The 12,520-nt window shown below is 53.0% G+C and carries 10 protein-coding genes; 8 read left to right on the forward strand and 2 right to left on the reverse strand.

Features of this window, described 5'->3' with window-relative positions:
• Positions 1-130: 130 nt before the first annotated feature.
• Complete coding sequence (locus A7E78_RS06455) at positions 131-1,099, reverse strand: DUF7973 family transport facilitator (RefSeq protein WP_072283466.1); 969 nt, start codon at positions 1,097-1,099, stop codon at positions 131-133.
• 409 nt (positions 1,100-1,508) lie between these two features.
• Here A7E78_RS06455 and A7E78_RS06460 point away from each other — a divergent pair, with 409 nt between their 5' ends.
• The 3 genes from A7E78_RS06460 to A7E78_RS06470 all read left to right on the forward strand — a co-directional run bounded on the left by A7E78_RS06460 (position 1,509) and on the right by A7E78_RS06470 (position 4,978).
• On the forward strand, positions 1,509-3,164 hold the full coding sequence (locus tag A7E78_RS06460; protein ID WP_072283467.1) for a PocR ligand-binding domain-containing protein: 1,656 nt from the start codon (positions 1,509-1,511) through the stop codon (positions 3,162-3,164).
• Positions 3,157-3,807: a response regulator transcription factor gene (locus tag A7E78_RS06465; protein WP_072283468.1), complete on the forward strand. Its 651-nt coding sequence runs from the start codon at positions 3,157-3,159 to the stop codon at positions 3,805-3,807. The genes A7E78_RS06460 and A7E78_RS06465 overlap by 8 nt, the downstream gene beginning before the upstream one ends.
• A 124-nt stretch (positions 3,808-3,931) precedes the next feature.
• Positions 3,932-4,978 carry an acyl-CoA thioesterase gene (locus A7E78_RS06470; protein WP_072283469.1) on the forward strand — a complete coding sequence of 349 codons (1,047 nt, stop codon included), beginning with the start codon at positions 3,932-3,934 and terminating at the stop codon, positions 4,976-4,978.
• 18 nt (positions 4,979-4,996) lie between these two features.
• On the opposite strand, the gene A7E78_RS06475 is transcribed toward A7E78_RS06470, so the two are convergent.
• Positions 4,997-6,178, reverse strand: coding sequence for an acetyl-CoA C-acyltransferase (locus tag A7E78_RS06475; RefSeq protein ID WP_072283470.1), 1,182 nt, complete (start codon positions 6,176-6,178; stop codon positions 4,997-4,999).
• A 775-nt stretch (positions 6,179-6,953) separates the two neighbouring features.
• On the opposite strand from A7E78_RS06475, the gene A7E78_RS06480 reads away from it, so the two are divergent.
• The 5 genes from A7E78_RS06480 (at position 6,954) to A7E78_RS06505 (ending at position 12,402) form a co-directional block, all read left to right on the forward strand.
• Positions 6,954-8,720 (forward strand): AMP-binding protein, encoded by a 1,767-nt coding sequence (locus A7E78_RS06480; RefSeq protein WP_145924854.1) that lies wholly within the window; start codon positions 6,954-6,956, stop codon positions 8,718-8,720.
• Complete coding sequence (locus tag A7E78_RS06485; protein ID WP_083552806.1) at positions 8,717-10,030, forward strand: pyridoxal phosphate-dependent aminotransferase; 1,314 nt, start codon at positions 8,717-8,719, stop codon at positions 10,028-10,030. The genes A7E78_RS06480 and A7E78_RS06485 overlap by 4 nt, the downstream gene beginning before the upstream one ends.
• Positions 10,031-10,177: 147 nt before the next feature.
• Positions 10,178-11,110, forward strand: a complete 933-nt coding sequence (locus tag A7E78_RS06490) for a diaminopimelate dehydrogenase (RefSeq protein WP_072283472.1) — start codon at positions 10,178-10,180, stop codon at positions 11,108-11,110.
• 164 nt (positions 11,111-11,274) lie between these two features.
• Positions 11,275-11,640, forward strand: a complete 366-nt coding sequence (locus tag A7E78_RS06495; protein WP_072283473.1) for a SpoIIAA family protein — start codon at positions 11,275-11,277, stop codon at positions 11,638-11,640.
• Between the two features lie 345 nt (positions 11,641-11,985).
• Entirely contained in the window at positions 11,986-12,402 is a 417-nt protein-coding gene (locus A7E78_RS06505; RefSeq protein WP_072283475.1) for a YkgJ family cysteine cluster protein, read from the forward strand.
• Positions 12,403-12,520: the final 118 nt, after the last annotated feature.

Below are 12,520 nucleotides of genomic sequence, written 5' to 3' on the forward strand. Positions count from 1 at the left end.
TCCTTCAAAGTGTGGGTTTGATACTCTTGTATTGTCCGACAGACCGTTCAACTTCTGCCGAATCACTGGATATTTTTCTCAAGGCAGGAGCCGCCTATTCAGCAGCACCCTACCTTGGACGGAACCGGTATTAACCGCCGAAACCTTTGGCTGCCAGGTTAAGGAGCAAGGTACCGATAGCAATGGCACCGGCCGGCGGATCGATGTGGGTAGAGCCGTGGTTCCACATCACGCGAGCCACCAGTTCCTGTAGCAGACCGGCCAGAACGCCGACGAGCGCGGCCACAATCAACGAGTTAAAGAGAAGGAAAGCCAGGGCGGCGAGGATGGCCTGACAGTGCCAGACGGGCAACTTCTGCACTTCACCGGTACCCAACTGAAGACCGAACAGACTGATGGCGGCGATACCCCAAGCGAAGATCAGAGGCACTACAAAGGCGCCGGTAGCGGACACGGTACCCTGCACGACCATCGGATCAAGGACACTTTTTGTACCCATGGCCATGGCTGCCGAGAGTAGGCCAACACCGAAGCTGAAAACGATAAGGCGGGAAGGTTGAGCCATCCAGGGAACCCAGGACAAAGCTCCCTTGTCGGTTCCGAGCAGGCCGTGAGACTGGATCGATGCCGCTTTTCCCCAAGGCATTTCTTTCAAGAACAACAGGCGTGCCAGACAGGCGGTACCGACAACGCTCAAAGCGATGCAGTCGGCGGAATTAACAAAGGGAATCTTGACCAGCAGTTGCAGCAACACATGGCCAATCACGGCAAATACACCACCGACCAACAGAACATCCCAGGAGGTGCCGATGAGAGGTGAAAGGATGTCCTTGCCGCTGCCGCTGACCAGGTTCTTTTTTACCCCGGCGGCGTAAGCTACGGCCGCGACGCCGGCGGCGAAGCCACCTGTGTGAGGGCCGAACAAGGAGCCCAGGCCAACCTGCATGAGCAGGAATTCTGAACCGCCATTTAAAACGACGAAGCAACCGGCCAATACAATCAAGCCGCAGATGCCGAAAGAAAACAGACCCCCTAGGGCCGCACCAACGATTCCGCCACCGAAGCAAAGCAATAAAGTATCTACAGACCAAGGACCCATTGTTTTTCCCTTTCGTGGATGACTACAAATGTGAAAAATGATAAACTTACGAACGGTTGACGTACTTCCTGTTATCCTGCCTCTGCTTTTATTTCTGTTTTTTTTGCGCGCACCTCATTTGTAGATCAGACACCACTCAATAACAATCGCTACAAAAAGCTAATACTGTCACCCTCCATAGTGATATCTACTGTCACCCCCACTGTGAAAACTAAAAAAAGGCTACTTTTGTCCCTCGATATAGTGATTTAGATGTAACCCGCCCTTGCGTATACAACATTTCTCTTTGATCAAATTCAAACACCATGCTATGAATTTAAGTAAGGAAGACTATTGCCGGCAGGTTCTTAAGTAGACAAGACGAAGGGGTTGTTACCCCGTCACGGGAATAATGGACCCAGGAGATGGCATGGCTAGCCAGGAAATTCAGATCCTCGATCTGATAGAAAAGGACGTTCTAGAGGAGATTGTCCGGGACTTCACCAAGGCGACTCGCGTGGCTTCGGTGCTGGTTGATCTTAACGGTCTGCCGATCACCAAAGAACACAACTTTTCCCGGCTATGTAAGGAGTATTGCCGCTCAACCCCAGAGGGAAGGGCGAAATGCTATGCCAGCGACAGGTTTGGCGGCACAGAGGGGATAAAACAGGGCAAGCCTTTTATTTATAAATGCCTGAATGCCGGGTTAATGGATAGCGCCACACCGATTATCGTCGAGGGCTATCATGTGGCAACGTTGGTCATGGGGCAGGTACTGACCAAACCGATTCCTGTCAACGAAGCCATTGAGACGGCGGAAAAGATCGGGATCGTAGATATTGCCGGTTTTCTGCGCGCCCTTCACGAAGTGCCGGTGATGAGTTATGACCGATTGCAGGCGGTGGTAAACCTCATGCACACCATCGCCAGGACCATCAGTTCTTTGGCCATTCAGAAATATTTATCCCAGAAGTCGTATCAGCAAAACCTGCATAACACCATCAACAGTGTCACCGATGCCATCGTTTCCACCGAAACCGATGGAACCGTAAGGCTGATCAACAAGGCGGCGGCACGCATGTTCAGCAGCGGTTCCCCGTCTATCGTCAACCGGCCGATATTCGATCTATTTGCTTATCCCGAGGACTTTCGGGAATACCTGGCAGGCTCCAGCGACCAAGGACCGTACGACTCACCGTCCACCTTTGAGGTGCTCAGGCCCTCCGGAGAGAGTTTCTACGTCCAGGCGTCCTTTCGTAAAACCTATCGCTTCACAGCGGAGCCTTTGGGATACGTCATCGTGTTGCGTGATGTCACCCAGGAGAAAATGGTCGAACAGATGAAACAAGATCTGATCGGCATGCTGACCCATGACATGGGCAATCCGATCCTGTCAGTGCAGAGGGTATTGGAATTACTGCTGGATGGTCATCTTGGTACACTTAACAAGCGGGGCAATGATCTGGTTCCATTGGCCTTGAATTCGACCCATAGCCTGTCCGGCATGGTCTCCAATTTTCTGGACATTTTTTTGGACGAAAGTGCCGGCCTCAACCTCTGCGAAGTGCCCGGCAATATGGACAGCACCCTGGCCGAGAGCCTGCAACAGGTTGGATTCGCAGCCGACGACAAGCAAATCACCATTCACTTTCAACCGGGTAGCGCCTCCCGGAACATGCTGGCAGACTGGGGTCGCCTACAGCGAACCTGCGCCAACCTGCTGGCCAATGCCATTCGCTTCAGTGCGGTGGGAGATACAATCACCGTCCAGGCCGAGCAGCGTCACAACGCAACACACGGCGAACACCTGCTGGTGACCATAGACGATCAGGGCAAAGGGATCGATAAAGACAAACATGCACGGATTTTCGAGAAGTTCTACACCACCAGCCCGCAAAACAGTTCCGAACGCCGGGGCGTAGGATTGGGACTGACCTTCTGCAAGCTGGCCGTTGAAGCTCACGGTGGCGAGATCTGGGTCGAATCCCCCTACACGAACGCCCTCGGGGAGGAAGTAAAGGGATGCCGCTTTCGATTCCGGATTCCGGCAACAATTAACGACTCAGGGGAGGTAGAGCATGAATGAAGCACATCCGATCAAGGTCTTCATTGCGGACGACCATCCCATCTTGCGAATCGGCCTCAGCATGTATCTCGAGTCGAAACCCCACATCAATATTGTGGGTGAAGCCGACAACGGCTTTGATGCCGTCAACGCGATCAATGAAAATATGCCGGACATCGTCCTCATGGATGTGGATATGCCAGGGCTATCAGGTATTGAGGCTATTCGGGTATTGCGCAAGACCTTACCGGACCTGAAAATTATCGTGCTCTCCACCTACACCAAAAAAGAATATGTACAGGAAGCCATGGTCGAAGGTGCAAACGGTTACGTCGCTAAAAACACCAAAATTGACGAACTTGTTAAGATCATTGAAGACTTTTCGGAAGAACGGGAATGCCACTCCCCCTACCTGCTGAACCTGGCGGTGAATTGGCGTCCGGCCCAGGAGGCGACTGGCGAGAACCCCACCCACGGCTTGACCAAAACGGAAATGAAGGTGCTGAGAAATATTGCCGAAGGGAAAACCAATAGCGAAATTGCCGAAATAAATTTCGTCAGCATCGAAACCATCAAAACCCATGTCCAAAGGATTTTTCGCAAGCTGGAAGTCAACAACCGCATGGAGGCGGTGGCAGTGGCTCGTGAACAAAAGATAATCTAGCCCGAAGCCAGACATAAAGCAGCTCGCCGACAGCAACTGACGGCGCACCACTATCTATTACAAGGAAGATTTGCCCTGAATTGCCATCAGCAAACCTTGCTTGTTTCGCTCAGGAGAAATCATCATGCTCAGCCCGTTGCAAACTTCTTTCACCAAGGTTCTTTCCCTTACCACCGATGAGGCCTTAAAGCGGCGCTTCATGGTGCTGGACGAACCGATTCAAGCCAATATGCGTTTTGGCCTGCTGCTGGAGGTTCTCGATAAAGTCGCGGAAGAAGCCGCCCTTAACTACGTCAACCAATTTTTCCCCGATGCCCGGGTGGTCACGGCGGCCATCGATAATATCGTTATCCGTCATGTCACCGATATGTCAAGGGATGTGCACTTCAAGGCCCGTATCAATCATGTCGGCCGCTCCTCTCTGGAAATCGGCATTCGCGTTGAGCAACCCGGCGGCCCGGTGCGCCATATCGCTTCCTGTTACTTCACCATGGTCGCTCGTTCGGGAATGGGCGAAGGAGCGGTAAGCGTTACACTTCCCGGCCTTGAATATGGCGAAGGAATTGAAAAACAGCGGGCCGACAAGGCCTTACAAAGGCGCGAGGCCTACAAACAGCAACAGGCGCGACTGAACGAACCGCCCAGCCGGGATGAATTCCAGATGCTGACCGACCTGCACACTGCCCAGGACGAGCCAGGCTTCAACGGCCTGCTAGCCGGAAAGTTGACCGCCGACGCCTGGGAGCGGATGTACCCTGAGCAGGAGAACGTACCGAAAAAGATTTTCGGCGGCTACCTGATCCGCCGCGCCTATGAACTGTCGTCCATCTGCTCCGAGCAGATAGCCCCCAACCGTCCTATTGCCGCGGCGGTCAACCGCATCAACTTTTTTCACCCGGTGCGCATGGGCGATACCCTGCACTACACCACCCGGGTGGTCTATACCAACGGCAGCTTTATCTGCGTCGAAGCCAACATCGAGCGCATCAGTCGAGACAAGACCACCAAGGCCCTGTCCAACTCCTGCCTGTTCACCTTTGTTAACATCGATGATGATCTGCAACAACAACCGGTGCCCAAGATCTACCCCACTAATTACGGCGAGGACGCCCGCTACCTCATGGCCCATCGCAGCAGCCAGGCACTCATTGAGGAGGGGCAGACAATCTGAACCGAGGAGGTCGGATTCTCATATTGTTGGCTTTTCCCGTTCGACAAGCATGGCCAGACCGTTGCCGCCGCCCATGCACAGGGTTGCAAGACCCCTCTTTAAATTTTGGTCCTGCAGGGCATGCAGTAGAGACACTAGGATCCTGGCACCGCTGGCACCGATGGGATGCCCCAAAGCCACCGCACCGCCACGTACATTAAACTTCTGCAGATCGATGCCCAGTTCCCGGAGCACGGCCAGGGAGGCAACGGAAAATGCTTCATTATGTTCCACCAGGTCGATATCGGCCAGGGATATGCCAGCTTTAACCAGCAGCTTTCTGACAGCCGGGATCGGCGCTTCCATCACTTCCACCGGAGACACCCCGGCCGTTGTGTAGTGGGTGATATGGGCCAGAGGCACGAGGTTCAATTCCCTTGCCCGGGAAGCCGAAGCCACCACCAGGGCCGCTGCGCCATCAGCAAGCTGAGAACTGTTGCCGGGGGTCAGTCTCCCGTTTTCCCGAAAAACGGGAGACAGGCCGGCCAAGCCTTCCAGGGTGGTGTCGGCCCTTACGCATTCGTCGCTGGCGAAAGTGACGCCGTCGAGCAATACCGGCACGATCTCCCGGTCAAAATTCCTTTCCTGTTGTGCCTTGGCCGCCAAGTGCTGGCTGCGTTGGGCAAAGACATCCGCCTCCTTCCGGGTCAGCCCGTATTTCTCGGCCGTTCTCTCCGCGGTCTCTCCCATCTGGACATTGTGGAAAGCATCGAGCAACCCATCGTGCAGCATGGCGTCCACCAGGGGGGCGTTACCGGCTTTGATCCCCCGGCGCAGACCATGCAACAAATGGGGTGCAGCACTCATGTTCTCCATACCACCTGCCACAACAAGGTTCGCTGCGCCGGCCTTTATCGCTTGAGCCGCCAACATCACCGCCTTCAGGCCGGATCCGCAAACCATGTTGACCGTCACCGCCCCGATCTCTGCGGGGAGACCGGCCAGGATGGACGCTTGCCGGGCGGGATTTTGCCCAAGTCCGGCTGAAAGAACGTTGCCCATGATGACCTCATCCACCATCGAACCCCGAACACCGGCTTTCTCCAGGGCCTTTTCAATGACTGCCGCACCGAGGCGCGGAGCGGGAACGTTCTGAAGCGTTCCGCCGAATTTGCCGATAGCGGTACGAACCGCGCTAAGAACAACTATCTTTTCTGACATATGATGCTCCTATGCTGGCGGCGGTTGTACACTTTCCCGGTTCTTATTGGCGCCATTTTCTTTACGTTGCGACCCGAAAGTCACAGCCGACTTCACCCTGATTATCTATAAAGAATCGGTTTTTTCCCCTTATCGCTAAAACTCTTGAACTATCGGTACCCTGGTCATAGCAGAAGTTGCCGGAAATCTGATCTTTGAATTCCCGATTTCCCATCCGGTTCCTCCTGTTTGGATTTACCCCCTTTGAAATATTCTACACGAGATCGAGTTCCTGTTGTGGCCACCTGCGTCATTATGTGTAAGAAGTACGACTATTTGAAAATAGTTACATGGCTTCTCTCAAAGGCCGAAACCGGATTAATATTCCTTTGGTCAAAGTTGCCAAGACACCAAATGAAACGACAGTTTCTCAAGCAAAGGCACTGGAGAAAACAGAATTTGCCACTGCAACATTCAGGTGGGCCTATCAAGTGGGACAAGTCATATATGATATATTAATTACATGCGAAAACATGAATTGACATAGTCATGTGAATAGGCAAAAACCGCGGAGGTGGTGGTGGTTGCTTCAACAAACCCAGAAAAAAGCCTTTTAAGTCAACAACAACGCTGGTTTCAGTTTGTAAGCGAACTACAAGAACGCCCTTTGTTGGAATTCTCTCAAGTTTGGAAAACTTACCAGACAATCTATCCTGATTATGATGAGAACCCCACCCGGGCGATTGCCTGGCAACCCTCTGCCGAAACAATTCCCACGACCAATATTTCAAAATATATGACCAAAACGGGTCATGAGAGTTATGCCGACCTTCATCGCTGGAGCGTCACAGACCCAGCTGGCTTTTGGGCAAGCGTAATTGACGAACTCAGCATCCGCTTTCATATGCCACCCAATAATATCCTGAAAAAGCAGAACGACCCTGAGCAGGCACACTGGCTCCCCGGGGCCAGGCTCAATATCGTCGACAGTTGCTTTAAGAGCCTCGCTAATCAAACAGCCATTATCAGTGGACACGAAGGGGAGCAAGGCTTGAGCTTCACAACCTACGGCCAGCTCAACGAGCTCGTGGCCCAGGTCGTCTCGGCACTCAATGGCCTCGGCTTCCGTCCGGGGGATGCTATCGCACTCTACCTGCCGATGACCGCCCAATGCGTTGCCGCCTATTTGGGGATCATCAAGGCCGGTTGTCAGGTCGTTTCCATTGCGGACAGTTTTAGTTCAGGCGAACTTAAAAAACGGCTCGAGATCAGCCGTGCCTCTGGAATCATCACCGCCGATCGGATGCAGCGCGGCGGCAAAGTTATTGAACTTTACGACAAGGTAAAAGAGGCCGCAGCACCACGGGCGGTGGTTATTTCCTCCAACGGTTCCCCGCCCGACCTCCGAATAGGCGACCTCCTCTGGACGGACTTTCTGCAACAAGGCGGCGGCAACGAGGGCTGGCATGGCGCACCGGAAACGCCGATCAATATTCTCTTCTCTTCGGGAACGACCGGTACGCCCAAGGCGATTCCCTGGACCCATTTAACGCCTGTCAAAGCAGCCATGGACGGCTACTTTCATCAGGACATTCATCCGGAAGATATTATCGCCTGGCCAACCAACATCGGCTGGATGATGGGGCCCTGGCTGATTTTTGCAACCCTGATCAACGGCGCCACCATGGCTCTATTCGATGGGCGACCGAACACCCTGGACTTCCTGCGTTTTGTTAAAGAAGCACAAGTCTCTATCCTTGGTCTTGTCCCGGCCCTGGTTCGTGCCTGGCGAACCGAGAATTCCAATCTGGACTTGAGAGGGATCAGACTGTTCAGTTCCACCGGTGAAGCTTCCAATCCTGAAGATTACCTCTGGTTGATGAGCCGCAGCGGTTTCAAAGCTCCGGTCATTGAGTATTGTGGTGGAACTGAAATCGGCGGCGGATACATCACCGGCACTATGGTTCAATCGGCCGCGCCTGCCCTCTTTACGACCCCTGCGCTCGGTATCGATTTCACCATTCTGGGCGATGATCAGCAACCGGTTGAGAGGGGGCAAATGGGCGAAGCTTACCTGAAACCGCCATCCATCGGATTATCCCAAGCCCTGCTGAACGCAGACCACCATCGAGTCTACTATGCCGATTGCCCAAAATCCCCTGACGGCAGGGTGTTACGCCGGCACGGGGATCAACTAAGGGTGCTTGGCAACGGTTTTTACCGCGCGGAGGGACGATGTGATGACACCATGAACCTTAATGGCATCAAGGTCAGTTCAATCGAACTGGAAACGGTATTGAATCGCCACCCGGATATTCAGGAGAGTGCGGCGGTGTCACTGACTTCACCGCAAATCGGTGAAAGACTTTTTGTATTTGCCGTCGCCCGGCCCGGAACCGACCCCGATCACCTCAAGCAGGAATTGAATCGCCTGCTTGCGACTCAGGTCAATCCGCTATTCAAGATCCACCAGGTTGTCATGATCGATGAATTGCCAAGAACAGCATCGAATAAATTGATGAGACGCAGTCTGCGAAATCGTCTCCAGGAGGACAAGCTATGACAAACAAAATGCAGAATCCTTGCAGCGATTCGCCGTCAACCCAATTGAATCTGAACATCCGCGGTCTGGCGCCTTCGGCAACCGTCACCATCAATGACCTGTCCAACCAACTGCAAAAAGAGGGGCGAAAAGTCTACAAACTCGGCCTTGGGCAGTCACCCTTTCCGGTTCCTGATCCCGTGGTCAATGAACTGCGCCTCAACGCTCATCAGAAGGCCTACTTGCCGGTGAGAGGATTGGCGACTTTGCGGGAATCGATCGCCGCTCACCATCGCCGGACATTCAAGATAGATTGTTCCGCCGATGATGTTTTGGTGGGACCAGGGTCTAAGGAGTTGATGTTCCTGTTGCAACTGGTGTACTACGGTGACCTTGTCGTTCCGACTCCGACCTGGGTTTCCTACGTGCCTCAGGCCCAAATTATCGGCCGCCACGTTCATCTGGTACGTACACGCTTTGAAGATGGCTGGCGCTTGACCGCTGAACAGCTGGATTTTCTCTGTCGCATCGATCCGAGCAGACCGCGCATCGTGGTCCTCAACTACCCATCGAACCCAACCGGCATCACCTACTCCCGTCAAGAATTAAAAGACTTGGCTGAAGTGGCCCACAGATACCGCCTCATTATTCTCTCGGACGAAATCTATGGCCAACTGCATCATCAGGCAGCCCATGAATCGATTGTGCCCTACTATCCAAAAGGCACGATTGTCTCCGGTGGATTAAGCAAATGGTGCGGTGCAGGAGGCTGGCGGCTCGGCTTCTTTGTCTTTCCCCGTTGCATGCGCTGGCTTCAGGACGCCATGGCAGCCGTGGCCAGCGAAACGTACACCTCGACCTGCGCCCCCGTTCAATACGCCGCCATCAAAGCTTTTGAAGAGAGTCCGGAAATTGATCACTATTCATTTCAGGTCAGAAGAATTCTCAGGGCCCTAGGTCAGCACCTCAGCGAAACCCTGACGAACGCCGGGGCCCGTGTCATTGCCCCCGAAGGTGGATTCTATCTATTCCCTGACTTTAGCGAGCATGCAGAAAAATTACGTGAGCGAGGGATTACAACCAGCACTGAATTATGTCGACGGTTGCTCTCTGAAACAGGGGTGGCTGTCCTCCCGGGGCAGGAATTCGGTCAACCCCCCGAACAGCTTTCCCTACGAATCGCATACGTTAATTTCGATGGCACCCGGGCGCTCAAGTCGATCGAGAAGCTTCCCAGCAAGGCGCTTCCCGACGTTGAATGCCTCAGAGACTGGTGTCCCGATACGCTTCAGGCGATAGATCACTTGATAGAGTGGATAACGAAGACATAGCGTTCATTGAAACAGTTTTCTTTTGAACTTAAACCTGCCAAACCCTATAAAATCATAATAACTTTCAAGATGCCCTTATGTGATACTTCGAGATGTAAGGCAACTGCCGGGGACAGAACGGACACAGGGAGGACAGAAAGGCCTTTGATGAAGAAGAGGAGCCCAAAACCAAAAAAAGATAAACAGCGCTTGGCGGTCATCGGCTTCGGTCGCCTGGGAAGAGCCTGCGCCAAGTTGATAATGGCCGACAAAAAGCTCGAACTGGCAGGTATTGTCCGCCGGCCGGATCGGCTTGGCGAAAAACTGCCTCCACCCTTTGCCGGGGTCTCAGCGGTAGCCCATATCAGCGAGTTAAGGGCTGTCGATGCCGCGGTGATCTGCGTTCCGACCCTACAAGTGCTTGCGGTGGCCAGTGATTTGCTGCAGCACCGTATCCCAATTGTCGAATGTGCCACATTGCATGAGGCGGCCTTTCAGAGGCATAAACAGGAACTCGACCGACTCGCCTTCCATCACGAGACCTCGGCCATTGTCGGTGCCGGATGGGATCCCGGCGTTCTATCGCTGTTTCGCGGACTTTTTTCCATCCTGATTCCCAAAGGGCTTACCGAGACTTCGCACCATCCCGTTGCAGATCTGCACCACTCCACGGTTGCCCGGACCATCGCAGGGGTAAAGAAGGCCCTTTCCACCGAACTGCCTGCTGCCCGGGGAAGGAGACAGCGCTACCTTTATGTTGAATTGGAGGCAGGAGCGGTCTTTGAAGAAGTGGAGAAAGCCATTGTCGCTGATCCCCTCTTTCTCGATGCGGAGACCATTGTTTTTCCGGTTGAAAATATTGCCGAACTTGAGAAGGACGGGCACGGAATTCTTGTTGAGCGACATGAGGACCCAGCATGCGGTCATCAGGTCTTTCTGCTCGAGGCGCGCTTCTCGGAGACGGTTCTTGCCGCCCGCATGATGATTGCCGCTGCCAGAGCCCTGCCTACCCGTCACCACAGGGCTTACAGCCTATTCGATCTGCCCCAGAGAGTCCTTTGGGAGCGGATGGCGGAAGTAGCGGAACAGGAATGGTTCTAACGAGGGGTTGGCGGCTTCATGCCTAAACTCTTTTGTAAATGTTCGTCTATTTCTTTTACTCATGGAACAGCTCTCGTTGGATGGTACACAATACCACCTTAGTTGGTGTCCAGGTTTATTGAACCACCACAAGAGGTCCTAATTACTTACAGACAGGAGTACTTATGCTTAAAGTAATCCAAAATGGCCTGAACCGGTTAGACATTGAGCTGAGTGGAAAGTTGGATGCCGAACAAATGAAGACAGCGCTTGATGAGCTTGTCAGCAAATCGGAAAACATTGAAAATGGAAAAATGTTGTATGAAGTTATCGATTTTCATCTTCCGTCACTTGGTGCAATTGCAATTGAATTTTCGCGCCTGCCATCGATGTTTAAGCTTATGAAAAAATTTAACCGAGCAGCGGTATTAACCGACAAGGCCTGGATCCAGAAAGTAAGTGAACTTGAGGGGGCCTTGTTCCCAGGCTTGGAAATTAAGGCCTTTAATCGGGATCAAAAAGAAGAAGCGGAGACCTGGTTGTCCAGTTAGTGCCCACCCGAAAACTTTGGATGGGCACAGAGACGTTTTCAGATGGGAAACGAGAGGTTTTCCTCAAGGTCAAGGAAATCAAGCGGTTGCGCGGAGGCGTAACTGTTTACGCCGCACAAGCAAACGTGCAGATTGACGCAGAGATTGGGGAAAAGGGCCGCTTCCGGATGGAAACGAGTTAGAGCGAAAAAACTGCCTAAGGATAGGTACAACTTTAAGATGGAACAGCCCCGGCAATCAGGCGGATTTTGTGGTATCCTTTGTTCGAACTTTGCCATATAAGTTATCGCCTTGCAGGACTGAGAGCATGGCATTCAGCAAGACAAGTCAAAAGGGAAGACAAGCATGACCCTGGAAGTCCTCTGGGAAAAACTGGCAGACATTACAACCAAGTCCGGGATGAAGTGCGGCCGGTCCGACCAGTGCAATGCCGATTGTTGCCGCCCGTCCGTCAGCGGCAGTGAGCCCGGCGTCACCCCTCCGGAGATCGAATTGATCAATGGCTTTTTGGCAAAGCAGCGGGGATTCCGGTTTTATGAAGCCGGTGAAGACTCTTGCAAATTTCTGGATAAAAACGGGAAGTGCCGAATTTATGCGGTCAGGCCAATCGACTGTCGGGTTCATTTCTGCATAGATGACTCGCTGGCAAGCAGGCCCAACCACAAAGCAGCTAACCTGGTGGAAGATTACCATTCACGCCATGACGTTGAATTTATGGAAACAGAGCTGATCGATTCCTTCAAATTCTCGGGGGAGCATTAACATAGTCAAAAGCGGAGGTTCTTGAATTTTTTAGATTCCCGGAGCGTGGGAGGGAATGTGGCTCAGGCCTGAAAGAATCTGCGTTCTCAATCTGAAACGACGAACTATCTACGCCGTC

The organism is Syntrophotalea acetylenivorans, assembly GCF_001887775.1.
Lineage (GTDB): Bacteria > Desulfobacterota > Desulfuromonadia > Desulfuromonadales > Syntrophotaleaceae > Syntrophotalea_A > Syntrophotalea_A acetylenivorans.